The sequence below is a fragment of the Bacteroides caecigallinarum genome (genome assembly GCF_016901995.1).
GTDB lineage: Bacteria > Bacteroidota > Bacteroidia > Bacteroidales > Bacteroidaceae > Phocaeicola > Phocaeicola cellulolyticus.
Genome location: NZ_JACJLE010000015.1, coordinates 38610 through 61397 on the forward strand (window position 1 = coordinate 38610; position 22788 = coordinate 61397).

Consider the following 22788-nt stretch of genomic DNA (forward strand, 5'->3'; position numbering starts at 1 on the left):
ATATCAAATGTATTAATTGGTCCGCAAAGTTATAAATATTAGATATAATTAGAATAATAAATCCATCAGCTTTTTCATATAGTGTTTTAATGATTTAAAAACCATACTAAAAACTCTATTTATACTACAAAATAAAACGTACTGTCATACCAAACAGAATGCTATGTCATTCGAAAGCGAACGTCTTTTCTTTTTTTCAAAACGTATAAAACCATCTTTAAGCTATTCAATTGCACAGCTGATAAATAATGTATATCTTTGCACTCATCTTAAACCAGTTACAACAAAATATAACTATATAGCAAATGGAAAAGAAATTCAAAAGAACAACCGTAACATCGGCACTTCCATACGCCAACGGTCCTGTACACATAGGACACCTGGCCGGAGTTTATGTTCCTGCCGATATTTACGTCCGCTATCTTCGCCTCAAGAAAGAAGATGTAATCTTCATCGGAGGATCAGACGAACATGGTGTGCCTATCACTATCCGCGCAAAGAAAGAAGGCGTTACTCCACAAGATGTAGTAGATCGTTATCATACACTTATACGCGACTCATTCAAGGAATTCGGTATTTCATTTGATGTTTACGGACGTACTTCATCAGAAATACATCATCAGACAGCTTCAGATTTCTTCCGCAAGCTTTACGATAAAGGCGAGTTCATAGAAAAGACTTCTGAACAGTACTACGACGAGGAGGCAAAAACATTCCTTGCCGACAGATATATCACCGGCGAATGTCCTCGCTGTCATGCAGAAGGTGCATACGGCGACCAGTGTGAAAAGTGTGGTAGTACACTCTCTCCTACTGAGCTTATCAATCCTAAGAGTGCCATCAGCGGTAGCCAGCCTGTAATGAAGGAAACAAAACACTGGTATCTGCCACTCGACAAACACGAAGGATGGTTGCGCAAATGGATTCTTGAAGACCATAAGGAATGGCGTCCTAACGTATATGGTCAGTGCAAGAGCTGGCTTGATATGGGACTTCAGCCACGCGCCGTAAGCCGTGACCTTGACTGGGGTATTCCTGTTCCTGTAGAAGGAGCAGAAGGAAAAGTGCTTTACGTATGGTTCGACGCTCCTATCGGATATATCTCAAACACTAAGGAACTGCTTCCTGATTCATGGGAAAAATGGTGGAAAGATCCGGAAACACGTCTTGTACACTTCATCGGTAAGGACAACATCGTGTTCCACTGTATCGTTTTCCCTGCCATGCTGAAGGCTGAAGGCAGTTATATCCTGCCGGACAATGTTCCTTCAAACGAGTTCCTGAACCTTGAAGGCGACAAGATTTCAACTTCACGCAACTGGGCTGTATGGTTGCACGAATACTTGAAAGACTTCCCTGGCAAGCAGGACGTTCTGCGTTATGTCCTCACAGCTAACGCTCCTGAGACTAAGGATAATGACTTCACCTGGAAAGATTTCCAGGCACGCAATAACAACGAACTTGTTGCCGTGTATGGTAACTTCGTAAACCGCGCACTCGTTCTTACAGGCAAATATTTCGACGGTAAAGTTCCTGCTGCAGGCGAACTGACAGACTACGACCGTGAAACTCTGAAAGAATTTGCAGACGTTAAGGCTGAAGTGGAAAAACTTCTTGACGTGTTCAAGTTCCGCGATGCACAGAAGGAAGCAATGAACCTGGCACGTATCGGTAACAAGTATCTTGCAGATACAGAACCTTGGAAACTTGCCAAGACAGATATGGACCGTGTGGCTACTATCCTGAACATAGCTCTTCAGCTTGTTGCCAACCTTGCAATAGCATTCGAACCGTTCCTGCCATTCAGCTCTGCAAAACTACGCACAATGCTTAATATGGATTCATTCGAATGGGATAACCTGGGACGTACAGACCTTCTTGCTACAGGTCACCAGCTTGGTAAAGCAGAACTTCTGTTCGAAAAGATTGAGGACAGCGCCATCGAAGCACAGGTACAGAAACTTCTTGACACAAAGAAAGCCAACGAAGCTGCAGCTTACAAGGCTACCCCTATCAAGCCGACAATAGCATTCGAAGATTTCGAAAAGCTTGATATCCGTGTGGGTACAGTTCTGGAATGCGAAGTAGTGCCTAAGATGAAGAAACTGCTGAAATTCAAGATTGCCGACGGACTTGAAAACCGTACTATCGTAAGCGGTATAGCACAGCACTACAAACCGGAAGATCTGGTAGGAAAACAGGTATTGTTCATAGCCAACCTTGCTCCACGTCAGTTCAAGAACGGTCTGGTGAGCGAAGGTATGATTCTGAGTGCAGAAAACTTCGACGGCTCTTTGGCTGTTACTTCACTGCTTAAAGAAGTAAAACCGGGAAGCCAAGTTTGCTAACAGATTAATCAACACAAATCAACAATAAAAGGGCGGGATATGGATGTCCCGCCTTTTTCATAAAAGACAGAAACGTGTCAAACAATTCTCTAAAGGAAAAAACAGCGAAAGGACTTCTATGGGGTGGGCTCAGCAACAGTATGCAACAACTGCTCAACCTCTTTTTCGGGATATTCTTATCACGAATACTGTCTCGTACAGATTATGGAATGATTGGGATGTTAAGCATTTTCTCACTCATTGCATCATCCATACAAGAGAGCGGATTTACTGCAGCACTGACAAACAAAAAAGATATACAGCATAAAGATTATAATGCCGTATTTTGGTTCAGTTCTTTAATGGGACTGTTCCTTTATCTTGTACTGTCAATGTGCGCCCCACTTATTTCGCGTTTTTACGATACGCCCGAACTGGAATCATTGTCAAGATATTCATTCCTCTGTATATTCATATCCAGTCTTGGCACGGCACAAAGCGCATACATGTATCGTAATCTGATGATCAGACAACGCACCATAGCATTGAACATAAGTCTGGCAATATCAGGCATTACCGGTGTGATAATGGCACTTAACGGATATGCATATTGGGGTATAGCCACACAGAATTTGGTTTACGTGTCATCTGTAACATGTTTCTACTGGTATTTTTCTCCATGGCGCCCAAGCCTTAAGATAGATTTCAGTCCGTTGAAAAATATGATTTCATTCAGCGGACGTCTGCTTCTTACAAATATATTTGGTCATATAAACTATAATATACTGTCTGTTATTCTTGGTAAATTCTATTCTGGTCAGGAAGTCGGCGATTTCAACCAGGCTAACAAATGGAACTATATGGGCTACTCTGTAATTACAGGAACTATATATGGTGTAGCGCAGCCGGTACTATCAAGGGTTGACGACGAGAAGGAAAGACAAAAAAGGATTTTCAGGAAAATGCTGCGTTTCACATCTCTCGTCACATTTCCTGTCATGTTCGGACTGTCCATCACAGCAAATGAGCTTATAACAATAGCCATCACTTCCAAATGGTCAGAAAGTGCATATATCCTACATATATTATGTATAGGTAGCGCATTCACAAGCATATCCTATCTTTACTCCAATCTGATAATCAGTAAAGGCAAATCAAGGATTTTCATGTGGAATACCATATTCCAGGGAATTACACAGACCATAATAATGGTAATCAGCCATCCATACGGAATACCTGTAATGATAAAACTTTATGTCTGCATAAACATTGCATGGCTTGCCGTATGGCAGTATTTCGTATGGAAAGAAATCAGACTGAGCATTATGGAAGCATTGCGCGATATTATGCCATACCTGTCAATAGCGGCAATAACAATGTTTGTTACTACATATATAGTTGAAAACAGTATCTCAAACATTTATCTGGCATTAATATCAAAAATCATCATAGCGTGTATATTATACCTATCGTCGGTATGGTTATGCGGCTCTGTCACTCTGAAAGAAAGTTTTGAATATCTAATAAAAAAGAAAAGATGAAAACTGTTTCTGTAGTAATGTGTACATATAATGGAGAGAAATACCTGCGCGAGCAGCTTGATTCTCTTGCCGGACAGACATATCCTATAATGGAACTGATTATCCAGGATGACGGTTCGGATGATGAAACAATAGAAATCATAAACGGATATAAAGAACGTCATCCGGAGTTGAATATCAGGTTATACAGGAATTCCATAAATCTGGGGTTTAACAGAAACTTTTTCAGCGCAATACTGAAAGCAAAAGGAGACTACATAGCATGTTGCGACCAGGACGACATATGGGAAGTCTGCAAGCTGGAAATGATGATAAAGAATATAGGAGACGCATCACTTATATTCCACAACTCCGTTCTTTTCAATTCTAACTCAGTTATAGGAAAACTTCACAACAGACCGTTGTGCGAATTTCCATCAAGCATAAACGCCCTGATGATTCCCCGTAGTTACGGACACCAGATTATGTTCAGAAAAGATATACAGGAATTACTCATACCGTTCGCAACACTAAACCTTTCGTATGACTATTTCATATACAGTCTGAGCGGGGTTACTGGAAAAATCAGATACATTGATACACCGCTCGTCAGGTGGAGAAGACACGAGAGTGCATCAACATATTCAGAAAAGAAAGGCGAAGGAAAAATCCATGGATACATAAATGCTGCAAAAGCATTATTCAGAACGTCGAACATGAATACTACGCGAAGCTACTTCAAGTTATACAGTTCAATTCCTGTGGCAGACAAAACAGCAAGAAAATTGGCTGATAAAATGAGCAGAATAAACATTGTAAATTTTATCGGTATATGCTACCTTTGCTATAAACATAGATACGAACTCATAACAGAGTGTAGCGGAATAAAACAAAGTTTAAGGGCTTTCTTTGTTCCATTGTTTTTTGTACGGGATTACGGACAATATATTTTAAGGAAATAGGAAATGAAAACAATACCGGTATTTTTCACTTTCGACAAGAACTATGTTCTGGCAGCAAAAGTGGCTATCCACTCCATGCTGGTTCATGCATCAAAAGATTATAAGTATGAATTATATATTCTGCATACTTCTCTTGATGACAACGACTATAGAAACATCCGATCCGTAACAGAAGATTTCAACGCCGGAATTCATTTCATCAATGTTTCTGAATACGAAAAGAAGATAGAAGGACTGCATGGCAAGGCACACTATTCAAAAGAAATATTCTACAAACTGATTGCCGCCGACATTTTTCCGGAATATGACAGAATTTTATGTACTGATGTAGATGTTATATTCACAGGAGACATATCAGAAGCCTTTTTCATGTTCCCCAATGAAGATTTCATCTATGCAGGAGTTGGGCCTACAAACAATTCGGGACGTATGCCTAAATATATGGATAAATTTTCAAAAGACGAACTGGCAATATTGGAACATGAGATTGGAGCAGGTTTTCTTCTGCTAAATCTAGAGGCGATACGTCGCCATGACAAGCAGAAAGAGATGACAGACTTCTACATCAACAACTACGAAAGACTTTTACTGCCCGAACAGGATTGTATGATCCTTACATGCTGGCCTTTAGTGAGATACATACCAACCAAGTTTGTTGTTATAAACTCATTTTATAAAATAGACATAGACAAATTTCATTTCTATGAAGGGACTCCGGATTTCGACTGCCCGCACAGAGAAGCTGCCGAACATTTCAAATCAGCATTGGACAACCCAGTACAAATACATTACGCCGGCCCCGACAAACCATGGAACAGTATAATGGTGACAAAACAAATGGAATGGTTAAAAGCAATGATCAAGGCCGGATGTTTATGGGAATATATCTATAGCCAGCCTAAATTCTTTGCGCAAAAAATAAAAAAATACAGTTTAAGAAGATTTATCCGTAAACACTTCAATATTTAACAAGCGGAACATGAGCAACAGACAAAATAAAGTACGAGTTATAGCATTTTATCTTCCACAGTTTCATCCTACACCGGAAAACGACAAATGGTGGGGTAAAGGTTTTACAGAATGGACAAATGTAGGCAAAGCCAAACCTTTGTTCAAGGGACACTATCAGCCTAAAGTTCCGGCGGACCTAGGATATTATGACCTTAGAGTACCGGAGACAAGAAAAGCTCAGGCTGATATGGCCAAGGAATATGGTATAGAAGGTTTCTGCTATTGGCATTATTGGTTCGGCAACGGAAGACGTCTTCTTGAAAGGCCTTTCAACGAAGTATTGAACAGTGGTGAGCCGGATTTCCCTTTCTGTCTGGCATGGGCAAATCACAGTTGGGAAGACAAGCAGTTCAGTAAGGACGGAGGCCATAAGATGCTCATGGAACAGCTTTATCCTGGAGACGAAGACTATATAGCACACTTCAATGCTGTTCTTCCTGCATTTAAGGATCATAGATACATCCGTGTGAACGGTAATCCTGTTTTCGTAATATATTCACCTATGAATGTACCTGATGCGGCTCATTTCATCAGTTTATGGCAGGAATTGGCAAAACCACATGGTTTTCAGATACATTTTGTGGCACATACCTCAAAACCCGAAGAAATGGAACAGTATAAGAAATGGGGATTTAAAGCTACAATAATGGTCAGACTGTTCGATGTTTTCAAGCACGACTTTTCCCTATTGGAACGCATAAACGCCAAATTCCAGCGTATTGCTTTCAAACAGGGACGAAGAATAGACTATTCAAAAGCCGCAAAATATTTCTGCGGACCTGAAGACAAGAATACAGACTGTTATCCTACTCTAATACCAAACTGGGATCACTCGCCCCGTTCGGGAAGAGCAGGACACATACTGATAAACTCAACTCCGGATAAATTTGAGAAGCATGCGGAGCAGACGTTTAATAATGTGAAGGACAAGCCTGAAGAAGAAAGAATCGTTTTCCTGAAATCATGGAACGAATGGGCTGAAGGTAATTATATGGAACCCGATTTAAAATTCGGAAGAGGATACCTTGAGGCTCTGAAAAAAGCAATGAACAAAGTCTTTGGAGAATAAACATTCAATTATGAAAATAGCATTAGTCAAACAAGAAGTATATCAGGATCTTTACGTTTGCCCGGTAACAGAGAAAAACGCGGCAAACATTCTCTTCTCGTCAATGGGAAGAGTGGGCCCTATCGGCCTTATGGCAGAACTTGGTGCCGACTTCTATATAGTGAAGGAAGAACCGGAGTACGAAACACAGATTTACCGCAAAGTGATACCACATATCTCCAAACATCTTTATCTGCTCAAGACTGAGACACTCGACAAGATTCCGGGACAGGAATTCAAACAGCCGGGGAGTCCGTTTCCGAACGGTAAATTCGCAATTGACAGCCACGATATAGACTGGGGAAAATACGATGTTGTGATTTCCATTAACGTCAGCCTTCCTACGTCTGTCGTAAGAAGCTACCCGCAGACACTCTTCGCATATATGATAGGCGAAGCCAACATGGCTACGGGAAGCGTACACTTCGGATACGATGTCACCATGAACCAGATGGCAAGAGGAATAGTTTCCAAGAAATGCGGCATTATGGATTTCCCATATACTTTCCTCAGCTCGGACACTCTGCAGAAAATCATGCGAAATCACCTTGGCAGAGAATCGGAAAACAAGGGTGTTTTCATGGAAATAAATTCCACTACAGAACGTCCCGTAACAAAGGCACCCGCACATTTCCAGCCTCTCATAGATGCCGGATACGAAATAATTCTCCACAAGCAGCGTATATTCGACAATCTGAAAAGCATATACGACGCGAAGTATTTCGTAAAGATGGGTGGACGACATATACGCGGAAACTCTGTGGCAGAAGCTGTTTCTTTAGGGACACTGGCTATAATGGACAAGAACGAAGTGACACACCATGAACTGATAATTGACGAATGTGACGTGAAAACTATGGATCAAATGGTTAGCCTGATAAACAAGTTGGAAAACAATCCGGATTTGTATCAGGAACTATTGGCCAAACAGCGTAAAGTGTTGAAAGAATTATTCTTCGATGCACCGGTACAATCACTCGCCAACTGTCTTGAAGAAAAAAGAAAAGCCGGGAAGGCAAAACCTTATAAATGGTATAACAAAATAGCAGACAGACTCTGTTTCATTAAATAAAAGACAAAACTAACATGAATGCCCCTATACTCCTCTTCGTATTCAACCGTCCGGATCATGTACGACGGACTGTAGAAGCTCTGCAACGCAACACTCTTGCGACTGAAAGCATATTATACATATATTCCGATGCGGCACGCACTCCAGAACAGAACGAAACAGTAAGCGAAGTAAGAAAATACATACACACCATAAACGGATTCAAGAAAATAAACATCATTGAAAGAGAAGAGAATTGGGGACTTGCCAGAAGCATAATAGATGGTGTAACCACACGCGTAAAAGAATACGGAAGGGTAATCGTGCTGGAAGATGACCTTATCACCGCACCGTACTTTCTTCAGTTCATGAATGATGCGCTGGAGACTTACAAAGACGAAGAAAAAGTGGGCCACATACAGGGATGCGACTTCACACAAGATCCTTCCCTGCCCGATACTTTCCTCATAAAATGGACTGGAAGCTGGGGATGGGCTACATGGGAACGGGCATGGAAGTATTTCAATCCCGACGGAAAGGCCCTTCTTAAAGAACTTGAAGACAGAAAGCTGACATATACCTTCGACTTCGACGGTAAATACGGTTACACACGTATGCTCCGCCGTCAGATTGAAGGGAAAAACAATTCCTGGGCTATACGATGGAATGCCTCTCTATTCCTCAATGACATTCTATCGCTCAATGTAGGAAAATCACTTGTACAAAACGAAGGTTTCGACGGTAGCGGCACAAACTGTGGAGGTGGCGGACTATATTCCTCAAACCTGTTCATGGACAGGATTGCGGTGAAAAGAATTACTCCTGCAGTGGAAAACAAAGAAGCAAGACAGGCATACGTGAGATACTATGCACGCACCAATTCATTCATGGCTAAAGCCATCAGAAGGATAAAACGCACGCTAAAAGGTGATTTTGGCAGATAAAATGGCCTCAGACGTCGTTTTTAACTATATTATCATTAATTATTCATGCATCAATTGGGATAAAAAAGGTCAGTAAGCATTATCTTTGCAAAAAAAATTCCCGACCATGAGAATACTTATCATAAACACGGCAGAACGTATAGGAGGTGCAGCCATAGCAGCCAGCCGACTGATGGACGCACTAAAGAACAATGGTATAAAAACAAAAATGCTCGTCCGTAACAAACAGACAGAGCAGTTAACCGTTATTCCTCTGAAAAACTCATGGAGGAGAATATGGCAGTTCGCCTGGGAACGTATCGTAATATGGATAGCCAACGGATTTACACGCCGTAATCTCTTTGCTGTAGATATAGCAAATACAGGAACAGACATCACAAAACTGCATGAATTCGTACAGGCAGACGTAATACACCTGCACTGGATTAACCAGGGAATGCTTTCGCTTAACGACATCGACAAAATCCTGAAATCCGGAAAACCTGTGGTATGGACCATGCACGACATGTGGCCATTCACCGGAATATGTCATTATGCAGGCTCATGTAAGAAATATGAAGAGCATTGTCACAACTGTGAGCTTCTTCTAAAGCCTCACAAGAAAGATCTTTCATATAAAACATTCAAAAAGAAACAAAGGATTTTCTCAAACTCGAAAATAACCTTCGTAGCATGCAGTCACTGGCTGGAGGAAATGGCAAAGAGCAGTGCACTTATAGGAAGACAGAACATCACAAGCATTCCTAATGCCATTAACACCAACCTGTTCATGCCACGCAACAAACGTCAGTCAAGAGAGAAACTTAACTTACCTCAGGACAAAAAACTTCTGCTTTTCGGATCGGTCAAGATTACTGACAAGCGCAAAGGTATAGACTATCTGATAGAGGCATGCAAGATACTGACACAAAGCAATCCGGAACTAAGCAAAGAACTCGGAGTTGTGATATTGGGCTCGCATCCGGAACAACATTCTTCACTGTTTCCGTTCCCTATATATACGATGAACTATGTAAAGAGTGAAAAAGATCTGGTAGATATATACAATGCAGTTGATATATACGTTACGCCGTCACTGCAGGACAATTTGCCCAATACTATAGTGGAAGCCATGTCGTGCGGTATCCCTTGCGTAGGATTCGAAACAGGAGGTATCCCGCAGATGATAGACCATCTGCACAACGGATATGTAGCAGAATATAAGTCGGCATCCGACCTCGCCAACGGCATAAAATGGGTGCTTACCGACGGTAACTATCAGACCCTAAGCGAGGAAGCCCACCGTAAGGCAGTAAACACTTATTCCGAATCTGTTGTCGCACACCAGTATCTGCAAATCTATAACAAGCTGACAGGCAAAAATGCATAACACCGCTCCAAATTACCACATACAGCACCAGCATCCTAAGTTCAGCATTATCACAGTGACGTATAATGCCGAAAAGGTATTGGAGGACACTATACAGAGTGTCATCACACAGTCGTACAAGAATGTGGAGTACATCATTGTTGACGGCGGTTCGAAAGACGGAACACTAGGTATAATAGAAAAATACAGACAGCACATAGCACACCTGGTAAGCGAACCTGACAAAGGACTGTATGACGCGATGAACAAGGGAATCAGACTTGCTACCGGCGACTATCTGTGTTTCCTCAATGCCGGTGACGAATTGCATGAGGATGATACTTTGTTCTATATGGTACACAGCATAAAAGGCAATACCCTGCCCGACGTGATTTATGGCGAGACACAGATAGTTGACGAAAACGGACATTTCATCAGGATGCGGCGTCTCTCGGCTCCGGAAGTACTCACGTGGAAAAGTTTCAAGAAAGGTATGCTTGTATGCCATCAGGCTTTCTTCGCACGCCGCGAACTGGCTGTAAACGAACCATACAATCTGAAATACCGTTTCTCTGCCGATTTTGACTGGTGCATACGCATAATGAAGAAAAGCAAGAGCATACATAATTCAGGACTTACAGTTATAGACTATCTAAGCGAAGGTATGACCACACGAAACCATAAGGCTTCACTCATGGAGCGTTTCCATATTATGTGTCATCATTACGGATATATATCTACCATTGCTCATCATATGTGGTTTGTAATCAGAGCAGTCTTGAAAAAATAAACAGACATTTCAACCGAAAGTTGAAAATACATCTTAATAAATCCGAAAAACAAATAAGATCAAGTCTATAAATTTGTAATGATTACAATTTTATATATTTTTGTCTCATATGCTATTCATTAACCATTTAAAACCAAAAACTTATGAGAAAGATCTTAACACTATTCACACTGTTCGCATTATTATCAACCATACATGTATTCTCGCAATAGAAACAATATCAGTTGTCAAGCCATATCCTCGATATCAATACAGGCTACCCTGCAAAGGATGTAAAGATAAGTCTATCAAAAATGAACAATGCCAGCCAATGGACTGTAATAGACGAGAAAGTTACTGATACTAACGGCAGGGTGAAAGACTTCCTTCCACAGAATGATAAATCGGATAATAAAGGTATATATAAGCTGACATTCCACACCGAACCTTACTTCAAATCGCAGGACAAAAGCTCATTCTATCCTTTTATCGAGGTAGTGTTCGAGATAAAGGACGACAGCCACTACCACGTACCTATAACCCTCTCACCTTACGGATACTCCACTTATAGAGGAAACTGACAAATAAAAATCACACACATAAATGAAAGAAGGCGTTTCATGGACTATCACTTCAGATAATCCGTGAAACGCCTGTATTTTTACCGTTACACGTTCGTGTCACACTCGTCACACGTACGTGTCACATGCGTCACTCCTTCGTGTCACGGTAGTCACACGTACGTGTGACGCAAAATACGATTATACTTTACGCTTTTTATATTCTGAAATCATCACCGCTATTACCCCAAGGGCAAGTAAAGTCAATGCTATATAAGCAATGGTTTCAGTAGTATGAAGCGATTTTGGATCGAACTTGAACTCTATCACATGTTTTCCTGCAGGAACATTCATCGCACGGAGGATATAGTCGGCACGTCCGTGTTCCACCTCCTCGCCATCTATAGTTGAAATCCAACCCGGATAATATATTTCCGAGAATACCACTACCCCACCGTTCTTGGAATCAACCTCATATTTCAATGCGTTAGGCTGATACTCTTTCAGAACAATTGAGCTGAGTGAGTCTGGAGCGGCAGTCATCTTAACCTGTTCAGCAAATTTCTTATCAACCACGGCTGTGTGAAGCGGATTAATATCATGCAATGCATCTATCTCCTCATTTGCATTGTCAACATATTTCACATCGCCTACAAACCAAGCGTTTCCGCAAGCATAAGGATTAAACACCGGAGCAGTTTTTCCGTCCTGAAGCGGAAGGATGAAATATCTTGTGTTAAGCATGTTCAGAACTGGGAAAGCATTCCTGTCAACTTTAGCCATATCACCACCTGCCTCTGATAATTTAGAGAATATACCATTCATTTCACCATGGATATGTTCCTCAATTATCTCCTGATAACGGCGAAGTTTAGCTGCGTGATATCCTCCGATACTCTTATGCCAGTAAGCTGTATTGTTCTCATTGAATGTATTCACAGCCAGGTTCAATACTCTGTAATCCAAAGATTTGTCCTTCAGAATTTCCTTATCCGTTTCCGAAGGTTCCAGATATGGTTTCATCTCAGTTCCTTTTGCCACGAACTGTTCGTCGTACAGATAGCGTTTGTTCACATTCCACATATCCACAAGACACAACAGAGCTATAAGAGCTACCGTAACCTTCGGTTTCAGTTTTCCAATCGAATAAGCATATATCAAAGCTACACCTATCAGAATAATTACAAGGCTGCGCCATGCATCGGAAGTAAATATTGAAACACGAACCTCTTCAAGATTTGTCAATATAGGAACAAGCTGATCCTGAGGAATAGCATTCTGAAGAGCTGACATCTCCATTGTGGAAATATACGAAGGGAAGAACACCTGAGGAGCCAAAGCAAACAGAAGCGACAAACCTCCTGTCAGTGCCAGACTGGTATAAAATCCTTTCGCATTCTCCTTTATTACGGAAGGACGTTCCATTATCTCTTTCAATGCCATGATGGCAAGCAGAGGAATAGTAAATTCCGCTATAACCAGAATAGACGAAACGGCACGGAACTTATTGTACATAGGAACGTAATCGATAAAGAAGTCTGTCACTCCCATGAAATTCTTTCCCCACGACAGCACAATAGAGAAGACTGTACCCACTACAAGAGCCCATTTCATAGGCCCTTTCACAATGAAACATCCCAAGATGAAAAGGAACATCACAAACGCACCGACATAAACCGGACCTGAAGTGCCCGGCTGTTCGCCCCAGTACTGTCCCAACTGCGAGTACAGCCCACGATACATCGGATTAGCCTTCTTCATCGCATCCTCATTTGCAGCCAAAGGTACAGACGCTCCACCCTTCACATTAGGAACAAGCAGCGAGAATGTTTCTCCTATACCATAGCTCCATTGTGTGATATAATCGCGTTCAAGTCCGCTTCCTGTCTGATTGGCAGAGTTCTTCTTCACAAGTTCACTCTTGCCTCGCATACTCTCCTTGCTGTACTGATATGTGTGATAAAGATTGGAAAGATTAATACAGACACCTATCACACCTGCAACGACAAGCACTCCGGTTGCCTTGAAGAAATCTTTCAGCTTATTTTCCTTATAAGCCATCACACCGTAGGCTACAGCCATAAACAGCATAACGAACAGGAAGTAATAACTCATCTGCGGATGATTTGCAACTATCTGCAGTGCGACAAACAATGCCGTGAGCAATCCTCCGGCAAGATATTTTCCACGATAAACCAACACCATACCGGCTATTGTAGGCGGGATGTAAGCCAGAGTAACAAATTTCCATATATGTCCAGCCGCAATGATAATAAAGAAATAGGATGAGAAAGCCCATATTATTGCGCCAAGAGCAGAAAGCCATACTTTGAAGTTGAATGCACGAAGCAGGATATAAAAACCTAGGAGCATCACAAACACATACCACACGTATGTAGGCAGGAACAGATGATAAACCTTCTGGATGAATCCCAAAGCTTCGGTAGAATCATAACTTGGAGACATCTGATAGGTAGGCATACCTCCGAAAATAGAGTTTGTCCAACGGGTACGCTCACCTGTTTTTTCCAGATACTCCTTTTGTTCCTGACCAGAGCCGATACCCGCTACGGCATCATGCTGGGCCAATATTCGTCCTTCAGTGACTGCCGGAAAGAAGTATGCGAACGATATTACCGCAAACAATACCACAGCCACAATGTCCGGAATAAGTTTCTTGAATAAATTCATACTATATCAAAGAATTGAAAAATTAAATAAACTATTAGTATTCAGTCGGCAAAGATAACATAATACTGCTTGAAATGTTGTAAATTTGCCGGCGAAAATCAAAATTAGAACAAATTTACCGAATGAAAATAGGAATTATCACAGCCATGTCTTCCGAACAGAAGCAACTGGCAAACCAACTCACAGAGATAAAAGAATCAAGTAAAGGTCCTTTCAGCTACATAGAAGGAAAAATCAACAGCAACGAAATAGTACTGATGCAGTGCGGTATAGGAAAAGTAAATGCAGCTGCCGGAACAGTGGAAATGATAAACAACTTCCAGCCTGACTGTATCATCAGTACCGGTGTGGCAGGAGGTATAGACACTTGTCTGAAGATAATGGACGTAGTTGTAAGCCGCAATATTGTATATCACGATGTATGGTGCGGCGAAGGTAATGCCTACGGACAGATTCAGGGACTGCCTACTTTCTTCGAAGGTAACGAAACCCTCTACAATACAGCAATGTCTCTTGATACTGAAACAGCTATCCACGGAGGCCTCATCTGTACCGGCGACAAATTCATCACCGACCGCAAGGAACTGGACGAAATAAAATCAAACTTCCACGAAGGTCTGGCTGTAGATATGGAATCTGCTTCAATAGCTCAGATTTGCTATCTGTATAAAGTTCCGTTCATCAGCTTCAGAATAATAAGCGATACTCCGGGAGCAGAAAACCACTTCGACCAGTATCTGAACTTCTGGGGAGAAATGGCTAACCGTTCGTTCAAGGTGACAGAGACATTCCTTAAGGCATTGCCTAACAAAATTGGATAATTTTTAATTATTAATTTTTTAATTCTTCACTCATGGAAAAGATACCAAGCTTTACAATAGACCATATCCGTCTGCTACGCGGAATATATGTATCAAGAAAAGACCAGGTAGGAACAGAAACTGTAACTACATTCGATGTACGCATGAAAGAGCCTAACCGTGAGCCTGCATTAAGTCCTTCGGCTATCCACACAATTGAGCATCTGGCTGCAACATTCCTTCGCAACCATCCTGTATGGGCAGACAAGATTATATACTGGGGACCTATGGGCTGCCTCACAGGTAACTATCTTGTAGTAAAAGGTGACTTGAAATCGGCAGATATACTTCCGCTGATGATAGAAACTTTCCGTTTCATTGCCGATTATGAGGGTGATGTTCCGGGAGCTACAGCCAAAGACTGCGGTAACTATCTGATGATGAATCTTCCTATGGCAAAATGGGAATCAAAGAAATATCTGGAAGAGGTACTGGAAAAGGCAACTGAGGAGAATCTGAATTATCCTGCATAATGAGAAAAAGCCGTTCAGCGAACATTCACTAAACGTTCACTGAACGGCTTTAATTTAAAATACCGCTACAGATTTTCGTATATTATCCAAAATGGCAGACAACTTGCTATCATGTCTGGCCATCTGCATATTATATGCAGACTGCATATTAATCCAAATGTAAGCAGGAATATCTGTTGCTGCTTCTATCTTAAGAGCCGTATCAGTCGTTATAGGTCTTTTGCAATTTATAATCTCATTAAATGCAGTATATGCCATACCTATAATAGCAGCGAATTTACGCTGCGAAATGCCACGTGCCTCAAGTTCATCTTTAAGCATCTCTCCGGGATGTACTGGCATAGATGGAACCAATTCGTATGGGGCATAGATTTTCTTTGATGTATCCATATTTACTTATTTATAATGGTTACTTATTTCCAATAATCGACATACAGTTATTATCTGCTCGCCCATTTCTTCTCTAACAGTAAACTCAAGACGATACTTACGGTTTACTCTAACTGACGAAATACCTTCCTTATCTCCATGCAATGCTTCATAATTTAAAGCATTGAAACGGAATAAATCGGTTATGGTATTAGCTGAAATAATAGTAAACACAGCTTTCTGGTATCCTCTTATGACCTCTGGCTGATAGCGATGTTTTCTATCATTCGTATGACCATTTTCAAATAATTCACGCAGATATTCCTTGTCAAACTCAATATACATTAATCTTTATATTATTGTCTGACACAAAGATAGTTGTTTTATTTATATTCACCAAATAAGTGAACATATAATCGTGACAATTATTTTTTATAACCATTTTACAAATTTTCTTATATACCAATTCTTTATCATCTGTGTGAGAACACAGTAGGACAACAATATTCCAAAGAGCCATGGGAAATAACTCAAAGGCAGCGGCTGTAATCCTATGGCACTTCCGAAACTGCTGAAAGGTATGAACAGACCGATGGCAACAATTATCACTGTAAGGCATCCGACCTGCCATGATGAACGGCTCTGTATGAAAGGTATCTTGCGGGTTCTTATCATGTGTACAATAAGAGTCTGCGACAACAGTCCTTCCACAAACCAGCCTGACTGGAACAATGCCTGATGTTCCACAGAGTTACATCCGAAAACATACCACATCACTACATATGTCAGTATATCGAATATGGAGCTTATAGGCCCTATGTACATCATGAAACGACTCAAATCAGAAGCATCCCAACGACGAGGTTTCTTTAGATATTCCGCATCCATCTTATCGAAAGGTATTGTGGTCTGCGACACGTCATACAGCAAATTCTGTATCAGCAGATGAATAGGCATCATAGGCAGGAAAGGCAGAAACGCACTGGCAACCATCACACTGAACATATTACCGAAGTTGGAACTTGCAGTCATCTTTATATACTTTGTAATATTACCGAAAGTCTTTCTGCCTTCAAGCACTCCGTCTTCAAGTACCATAAGATCTTTTTCCAACAGAATGATATCCGCACTCTCCTTGGCAATATCAACAGCGGAATCAACAGATATACCTATATCCGACTGGCGCAATGCTGCCGCATCATTTATTCCGTCTCCAAGGAAACCTACCGTATTATCCTGCTCCTGAAGAAGAGTTATAATACGTGTCTTCTGCATCGGTGTAAGTTTTGAGAATACTGTAGCTTTGGCTACGGCAGTTCTCTGCTCTTCATCTGACATTGAATCGAATTCCGGTCCGGTAACAGAGTTTGCAGTATCAATACCTACCTGACGGGCGATGGTACGCACAACGGCATCATTATCTCCGGAAAGGACTTTCACCTCCACACCATGCTCATGCAACTGACGGATAGCATTAGCAGCCGATGGTTTCGGTGGGTCAAGGAAAGCCAGATATCCTATCAGAACCATATCGTTTTCATCGTCAATACAGAAATCAGATTCTTTATCGAGAAAACTCTTCTGAGCCACAGCAATAACCCTCATTCCCTGACGGTTCATTCTCTCACTTATCTCGCGTGCCTTATCCTTCAATTCTACAGTCAGCGGATGTACGTCACCGGCAAATTCTGCATGCGAGCATATTTCAAGCATTTCTTCCACGGCTCCCTTGGTTATAATCTGACGTTTTCCCTGAGTATCCTCCACCACTACCGACATGCGGCGACGTGTAAAATCGAAAGGTATTTCATCTACTTTACGGTAATTATCTTTCAGATATTCAAGCGAAAGGTCTTTCACGTGCGAAAGAATAGCCTTGTCCATAAGGTTTTTCAGTCCGGTCTGGAAGAAACTGTTGAAATAGGCATGACGCAGGATACGCTTGTTCTCGTCGTTGCTGCCATCGGCATTGATATATTTTTCAAGGACTATCTGGTCGCAAGTCAATGTACCTGTCTTGTCCGTACACAGAATGTTCATTGCTCCGAAATTCTGAATGGCATTAAGGTCTTTCACGATGGTTTTCTTTTTCGACATAGCAACGGCTCCTTTAGACAAGTTGGCAGTAACAATCATAGGAAGCATCTCAGGAGTAAGGCCTACAGCCACAGATACTGCAAATATGAAAGCCTCAAGCCAATCGCCTTTGGTAATACCGTTAACAAGAAAAACAAAAGGAATCATCACAAGCATAAAGCGTATGAGCAGGAAGCTGACCTTACTGATCCCCTTGTCGAAGGCTGTAGCGGCACGATGTCCTGCTATACTGCGCGCAATAGTGCCAAGATATGTATTATTTCCTGTAGCAATGACTATACCTACACCGGAACCGCTCACCACATTAGAGCCCATGAAACAGATATTACCCAGTTCCACCACACTGCCACTTTTTGCGCCCTTACAGTCCGGTGTTTTTTCTATAGGATCCGATTCTCCAGTCAGCGATGCCTGACTTACGAACAGGTCTTTAGCCTCAACAATTCGCACATCGGCTGGAATCATATCTCCGGCAGCTATTCTCACTACATCACCAGGAACCAGTTCAGTAATGCTTATCTCACATGTATCATCATCGTCCTGCCTTATTACACTGCAAGTATTGGTTACCATCTTCAGTAAGGCTTCACTCGAGACATTTGCTTTCCACTCCTGCCAGAAACGAAGTATCGAACTTGATACAACCATTACAGATATGATTATTATGGCAGTCCAGTCCTGCTCACCCGGAGCAGCAAGAGCTACATCAAGAATAAACGAAACAATGACCAATATGGTAAGAACACCTATAAATGGATTTATGAACGCCTTGACAAAAACTGATATAGGATTTTTCTTTTTCTCATGTTCCACCTCGTTCGCTCCATACTCGAAACGGCGGATTTCCACTTCTTCAGCAGAGAGCCCTCGCGGGTTGGTCTGAAAATAGTTGAATACTGAGCCTACAGGCTGTGAAGCAGCAAGAAATACTTTCTCTGCATTAAAAGCTGAATTTGGTCCGAATTTTTTCTTCCTCAACATTGTTCTTTCTTTTTTCAGCGTTACACATCATGGTTAAATTTCACGCTGCAAAGGTAGTGTGGAGACGTTTAGAACAGTGTTAGAAGACTATTAGAACGGTATTAGAATTCCATTAGAACAATATTTAAAGATGCTCCATTTCGACCACGAATGTTGTTCCCTTTCCCTCATCGGACAATACGTTTATTTTACCCTGATGAAGATTTACTATCTTCTGGGCCAGGGCCATACCTATACCATGACCTACCGCAACATGTTCCTGCTTACCTCTGTAAAACAGTTTGAACATGTTCTGCTGCTCATCATCGGAGAGTCCCGCTCCATTGTCGGACATACGGACTACTGTCCATTTGTTCCAAAACGAAATCTGCACAAATGAAGTCCTGTCCGGTGAGTACTTGCAATTATTCTCTATCAGATTTGAGAAAGCGATACTGAGAAGATATGAGTTTCCGCTGACGGTGACAAAACGGTCATCATCCGTTTCCTGTTCATCAAAAACCAGTTCAATCTTATATTCAGGGTGCGCCCTGAGAATACATTCGCGCACATCAAGCAGAAGTTCGTCAAGACGTATTTCCTGCATACTTATCTGCTCCTTACCATAATCAGCCTTGGCAAGATTAAGTAGTCCGTCTATCAGACTGTTCATCCTGCGCGCATCGTTCATCACATTGTCAAGTGCATCCCTGTACTGCTGCTGAGTACGCTCTTTCTGAAGTGTTATTCCCAGCTCTGCCATCAAAGCCGCAAGCGGAGTACGCAGTTCGTGCGACACATTGCTTACAAACATCTTCTGCGAATTGAAAGACTCTTCAAGCCTTGAAAGCAAATCGTTGAATGTAGTTGCCAGTTCGCCAAGTTCATCCTTTTCGTTCTTGACAGGCAAGCGGCGACTGATACTTGTAGCTGAGATATTCTCTGCCTCTGACACAATATCACGGATTGGCTTTAATGCCGCACGCGAAAGATAATATCCCGAAACGAACAAAAGACTCAGTCCGATAACAAACAATACTATAAGTGCATTAAGAAGAGAGGAGAGATTATCATATCCATATCCGTCATACGCAGCTGCTGTAACCACATACTTTCTTCCTCCATAGTCATAAAGCATACCTATACACTGATAACCGTCAACATAAAACTCCATATCGCCATCAGTCACTATGGTCTGTATCATAGCGCTGTCCTCCTTTATTATATCGTTCTGCACTGCATCATGATAGAGCATACGGAATGATGTGTCATACACAGCCACTTCCACCTCATTGATAAACTTGCGGTTATTAAGATATATAGACTGCATCACTTCCGAGTCCACCTGCCCTCCCAAGAAAAGATGAGCCTTTGTCACAGCCTCGCTCCTGAGGTCATGAAAAAAAGTTTTGCTCCGGATATGCTCGCTCGCCACATATACCAATGACAAGCATAGCGCGAAAACAGCTGCTGTTACAAGCGAATTTTTAAGAGTTAGTGCGGTTCTTATCTTCATAGCGGTTTATCAGTCAGAATAAATCCCATTCCTGGTTTTGTGTGTATAAGTTTGGTATCGAAATCCTTGTCTATCTTCTTGCGCAGATAGTTTATATAGACATCAATGAAGTTTGTTCCAGTGTCGAAATGAGTGTTCCAAACCTTCTCGGCTATCTCCATACGGCTTATCACCCTTTCCGGGTTTTCCACCATATAGACAAGCAGGTTATATTCTTTAGGAGACAATTTTATCTGTACACCGTTTCTTGTTACTTCGCATGTATTAAGATTGATTGATATGTCAGAATATGACACAGAGTCCTGCCTTACAGTCTGTGGCGATGAATATCTTTTCAGCAATACCCTGATACGTGCGTTAAGTTCCCTGAAATCGAATGGTTTCAGCATATAGTCGTCTACTCCGGCATCAAAACCGTCAAGTTTATCATCGGTAGAACCAAGAGCCGTAAGCATAAGCACCGGTACATCCGGATTTATTTTCCTTATCTCCTTGCATAAACCGAAACCGTCAAGCCCGGGAAGAACGATATCCGAGATCACCAGATGAAACTCATTTGAGCGGAAGAGACGTAAACCCATCTCTCCATCATATGCCACCATCACACTATAGCCATTCTCTTCAAGCCCGGCCTTCAGCAAGTCGGCTACACGCTTCTCATCTTCTACTATCAATATACTTTGCATAGCACGTTTTTTATTGTTTTAGGCAAAGATAATATTAATAAGAAAAACGCCTCGTCGTTTTAATTAAAATAACAAAGCGTTTTAATCAAAACGACAGGGCGTTAAAAAAAATGAGTTATCACCCATTTTAGTTCGGAAGATAACTCATTTCTAAATTTCCGTGCAGCAAGTAATAATTACTTACGCAAGCCAAGCTCTTTAACGATAGCACGATATCTTTCGATGTCGCGATCCTTCAGGTAGTTAAGTAAAGCACGACGCTTACCTACCAAAGTTGTAAGAGCTCTTTCAGTACTATAATCTTTTCTGTTGAGCTTCATGTGCTCAGTCAGGCGAGAAATACGGTATGAAAACAATGCTATCTGCGATTCAGCTGATCCAGTATCAGTGTTAGACTTTCCGTACTTTTCAAAGATTTCTTGTTTTTTAGCTGCGTCTAAATACATAATTTTGACTGTTTTTAAAATGTATAAATTTGATTTGCGGGTGCAAAGATACTAACAATCTTTATATTAGACAAAATATAATGGACTTTTTTTTCCTGTTTCTGAATAAAATACACGAATATGTCCGCCTATTAATTAAAATATATTCAATATCTTTACGATGTTTAATAAAAGAGAAACGCCATTATGCACAAATTCATAACAATCATACTGATAGTAATATTGCCAATATTAGACATAAATGCAATAAACTATACGCCAGATTATAATGATACAATACAAGATTTCCGTCCCGATAACGAAAATGAATTTAAATTCAATGCCAAGCAATTAATAGCTCCGGGCATACTTATAGCAGCTGGTTCTTTGGGAGTGTGCAACAAAGGATGGTTTCACAAAAACATAAATACCAAGGTAAAAGACAGATTACAGGATTGGCGTAGAGATAAAAGATTTAAGGCTGACGACTATATACAATACTTACCATTAGTGGCACATCTTGGTCTGAGTGCTTGTGGTGTAGAAGCAAAGACATCATATAAAGAACGTATAGCGGTGATAGCCACATCGTATATCGCTCTTGGCATAATTGTTAACGGTACTAAATATACTGTCAAGAAATTACGTCCTGACAGCTCAAAGAGGAATTCATTCGTATCAGGACATACTGCCACCGTATTTATGGGAGCTGAACTTGTAAGAACAGAATATAAAGACGCGTCACCGTGGTATGGTATAGGAGCATATACCATTGCAACAGGAGTAGGATTTCTCAGGCTATATAACAACCGCCATTGGGTGAGTGATGTTATAGCCGGAGCCGGTGTGGGGATACTCAGTGCACGTATCGGATATTGGCTTTTACCTTTAGAGAAAAAACTGTTCGGATGGGATAATAAGGAAAACCGTACGCTGGTAGCCGTTCCTTATTATCAGCCTGACACCAAATCTTTGGGAGCGTCATTCAGTATGGTTTTCTAAAAAACAAATACCATATTGAGCAATATTCACTTCTAAAAAATATAAAAACCATAACGCATTATACCTGTCTTTCAATGAAAAATAGTAAATTTGCAGCCAATAATATATA

20 protein-coding genes are annotated in these 22788 nt (G+C 41.2%); 13 read left to right on the forward strand and 7 right to left on the reverse strand.

Annotation, left to right across the window (positions count from 1 at the left end):
* Positions 1-305: 305 nt before the first annotated feature.
* The 10 genes from metG (at position 306) to uraH (ending at position 11621) form a co-directional block, all read left to right on the forward strand.
* Entirely contained in the window at positions 306-2348 is a 2043-nt protein-coding gene (gene metG / locus H6A61_RS05565) for a methionine--tRNA ligase (RefSeq protein WP_154043785.1), read from the forward strand.
* 74 nt (positions 2349-2422) lie between these two features.
* On the forward strand, positions 2423-3868 hold the full coding sequence (locus tag H6A61_RS05570; RefSeq protein WP_204391830.1) for an oligosaccharide flippase family protein: 1446 nt from the start codon (positions 2423-2425) through the stop codon (positions 3866-3868).
* On the forward strand, positions 3865-4809 hold the full coding sequence (locus tag H6A61_RS05575; RefSeq protein ID WP_204391832.1) for a glycosyltransferase: 945 nt from the start codon (positions 3865-3867) through the stop codon (positions 4807-4809). Before H6A61_RS05570 ends, H6A61_RS05575 begins: the two co-directional genes overlap by 4 nt.
* 3 nt (positions 4810-4812) lie before the next feature.
* Positions 4813-5778 carry a glycosyltransferase family 8 protein gene (locus H6A61_RS05580; RefSeq protein ID WP_204391834.1) on the forward strand — a complete coding sequence of 322 codons (966 nt, stop codon included), beginning with the start codon at positions 4813-4815 and terminating at the stop codon, positions 5776-5778.
* Between the two features lie 10 nt (positions 5779-5788).
* Complete coding sequence (locus tag H6A61_RS05585) at positions 5789-6889, forward strand: glycosyltransferase WbsX family protein (protein ID WP_204391836.1); 1101 nt, start codon at positions 5789-5791, stop codon at positions 6887-6889.
* A 10-nt stretch (positions 6890-6899) separates the two neighbouring features.
* Complete coding sequence (locus tag H6A61_RS05590; RefSeq protein WP_204391838.1) at positions 6900-8000, forward strand: hypothetical protein; 1101 nt, start codon at positions 6900-6902, stop codon at positions 7998-8000.
* 14 nt (positions 8001-8014) lie between these two features.
* Positions 8015-8923, forward strand: a complete 909-nt coding sequence (locus H6A61_RS05595) for a glycosyltransferase (protein WP_204391840.1) — start codon at positions 8015-8017, stop codon at positions 8921-8923.
* 106 nt (positions 8924-9029) lie between these two features.
* Positions 9030-10292, forward strand: coding sequence for a glycosyltransferase family 4 protein (locus H6A61_RS05600; RefSeq protein ID WP_204391842.1), 1263 nt, complete (start codon positions 9030-9032; stop codon positions 10290-10292).
* The gene (locus H6A61_RS05605) at positions 10285-11061 is read left to right on the forward strand and encodes a glycosyltransferase family 2 protein (RefSeq protein WP_204391845.1); all 777 of its coding nucleotides are present in this window, start codon (positions 10285-10287) and stop codon (positions 11059-11061) included. Before H6A61_RS05600 ends, H6A61_RS05605 begins: the two co-directional genes overlap by 8 nt.
* Positions 11062-11285: 224 nt before the next feature.
* Positions 11286-11621 carry a hydroxyisourate hydrolase gene (gene uraH, locus H6A61_RS05610; protein WP_239469120.1) on the forward strand — a complete coding sequence of 112 codons (336 nt, stop codon included), beginning with the start codon at positions 11286-11288 and terminating at the stop codon, positions 11619-11621.
* Positions 11622-11801: 180 nt separating this feature from the next.
* Here uraH and H6A61_RS05615 read toward each other — a convergent pair whose 3' ends face one another.
* Positions 11802-14291 carry a hypothetical protein gene (locus tag H6A61_RS05615; RefSeq protein ID WP_204391847.1) on the reverse strand — a complete coding sequence of 830 codons (2490 nt, stop codon included), beginning with the start codon at positions 14289-14291 and terminating at the stop codon, positions 11802-11804.
* 122 nt (positions 14292-14413) lie between these two features.
* Here H6A61_RS05615 and H6A61_RS05620 point away from each other — a divergent pair, with 122 nt between their 5' ends.
* Entirely contained in the window at positions 14414-15112 is a 699-nt protein-coding gene (locus H6A61_RS05620) for a 5'-methylthioadenosine/adenosylhomocysteine nucleosidase (protein WP_204391849.1), read from the forward strand.
* A 32-nt stretch (positions 15113-15144) separates the two neighbouring features.
* On the forward strand, positions 15145-15624 hold the full coding sequence (locus H6A61_RS05625) for an S-ribosylhomocysteine lyase (protein ID WP_204391851.1): 480 nt from the start codon (positions 15145-15147) through the stop codon (positions 15622-15624).
* A gap of 54 nt (positions 15625-15678) precedes the next feature.
* Here H6A61_RS05625 and H6A61_RS05630 read toward each other — a convergent pair whose 3' ends face one another.
* The 6 genes from H6A61_RS05630 to rpsO all read right to left on the reverse strand — a co-directional run bounded on the left by H6A61_RS05630 (position 15679) and on the right by rpsO (position 21698).
* Complete coding sequence (locus H6A61_RS05630; protein WP_204391858.1) at positions 15679-16014, reverse strand: HigA family addiction module antitoxin; 336 nt, start codon at positions 16012-16014, stop codon at positions 15679-15681.
* Positions 16015-16020: 6 nt separating this feature from the next.
* Positions 16021-16338, reverse strand: coding sequence for a type II toxin-antitoxin system RelE/ParE family toxin (locus tag H6A61_RS05635; protein WP_204391867.1), 318 nt, complete (start codon positions 16336-16338; stop codon positions 16021-16023).
* Between the two features lie 87 nt (positions 16339-16425).
* The gene (gene mgtA, locus H6A61_RS05640) at positions 16426-19071 is read right to left on the reverse strand and encodes a magnesium-translocating P-type ATPase (RefSeq protein WP_204391876.1); all 2646 of its coding nucleotides are present in this window, start codon (positions 19069-19071) and stop codon (positions 16426-16428) included.
* Between the two features lie 124 nt (positions 19072-19195).
* A complete protein-coding gene (locus H6A61_RS05645) occupies positions 19196-20566 on the reverse strand; it encodes a HAMP domain-containing sensor histidine kinase (RefSeq protein WP_204391883.1) in 1371 nt (456 codons plus the stop codon).
* A complete protein-coding gene (locus H6A61_RS05650; protein ID WP_204391885.1) occupies positions 20563-21252 on the reverse strand; it encodes a response regulator transcription factor in 690 nt (229 codons plus the stop codon). The genes H6A61_RS05645 and H6A61_RS05650 overlap by 4 nt, the downstream gene beginning before the upstream one ends.
* Before the next feature lie 176 nt (positions 21253-21428).
* Entirely contained in the window at positions 21429-21698 is a 270-nt protein-coding gene (gene rpsO, locus H6A61_RS05655) for a 30S ribosomal protein S15 (protein WP_154043767.1), read from the reverse strand.
* A gap of 186 nt (positions 21699-21884) precedes the next feature.
* On the opposite strand from rpsO, the gene H6A61_RS05660 reads away from it, so the two are divergent.
* Positions 21885-22679 carry a phosphatase PAP2 family protein gene (locus tag H6A61_RS05660; RefSeq protein ID WP_204391887.1) on the forward strand — a complete coding sequence of 265 codons (795 nt, stop codon included), beginning with the start codon at positions 21885-21887 and terminating at the stop codon, positions 22677-22679.
* Positions 22680-22788 lie beyond the last annotated feature (109 nt).

Coding starts and splice junctions, on each gene's coding strand:
- H6A61_RS05625 (WP_204391851.1), top strand. CDS start 15,145: ATGGAAAAGATACCAAGCTTTACAATAGACCATATCCGTCTGCTACGC.
- H6A61_RS05605 (WP_204391845.1), top strand. CDS start 10,285: ATGCATAACACCGCTCCAAATTACCACATACAGCACCAGCATCCTAAG.
- H6A61_RS05580 (WP_204391834.1), top strand. CDS start 4,813: ATGAAAACAATACCGGTATTTTTCACTTTCGACAAGAACTATGTTCTG.
- H6A61_RS05635 (WP_204391867.1), bottom strand. CDS start 16,338: ATGTATATTGAGTTTGACAAGGAATATCTGCGTGAATTATTTGAAAAT.
- H6A61_RS05650 (WP_204391885.1), bottom strand. CDS start 21,252: ATGCAAAGTATATTGATAGTAGAAGATGAGAAGCGTGTAGCCGACTTG.
- metG (WP_154043785.1), top strand. CDS start 306: ATGGAAAAGAAATTCAAAAGAACAACCGTAACATCGGCACTTCCATAC.
- H6A61_RS05630 (WP_204391858.1), bottom strand. CDS start 16,014: ATGGATACATCAAAGAAAATCTATGCCCCATACGAATTGGTTCCATCT.
- H6A61_RS05585 (WP_204391836.1), top strand. CDS start 5,789: ATGAGCAACAGACAAAATAAAGTACGAGTTATAGCATTTTATCTTCCA.
- H6A61_RS05660 (WP_204391887.1), top strand. CDS start 21,885: ATGCACAAATTCATAACAATCATACTGATAGTAATATTGCCAATATTA.
- H6A61_RS05575 (WP_204391832.1), top strand. CDS start 3,865: ATGAAAACTGTTTCTGTAGTAATGTGTACATATAATGGAGAGAAATAC.
- H6A61_RS05615 (WP_204391847.1), bottom strand. CDS start 14,291: ATGAATTTATTCAAGAAACTTATTCCGGACATTGTGGCTGTGGTATTG.
- H6A61_RS05620 (WP_204391849.1), top strand. CDS start 14,414: ATGAAAATAGGAATTATCACAGCCATGTCTTCCGAACAGAAGCAACTG.
- H6A61_RS05600 (WP_204391842.1), top strand. CDS start 9,030: ATGAGAATACTTATCATAAACACGGCAGAACGTATAGGAGGTGCAGCC.
- mgtA (WP_204391876.1), bottom strand. CDS start 19,071: ATGTTGAGGAAGAAAAAATTCGGACCAAATTCAGCTTTTAATGCAGAG.
- H6A61_RS05590 (WP_204391838.1), top strand. CDS start 6,900: ATGAAAATAGCATTAGTCAAACAAGAAGTATATCAGGATCTTTACGTT.
- H6A61_RS05645 (WP_204391883.1), bottom strand. CDS start 20,566: ATGAAGATAAGAACCGCACTAACTCTTAAAAATTCGCTTGTAACAGCA.
- H6A61_RS05595 (WP_204391840.1), top strand. CDS start 8,015: ATGAATGCCCCTATACTCCTCTTCGTATTCAACCGTCCGGATCATGTA.
- rpsO (WP_154043767.1), bottom strand. CDS start 21,698: ATGTATTTAGACGCAGCTAAAAAACAAGAAATCTTTGAAAAGTACGGA.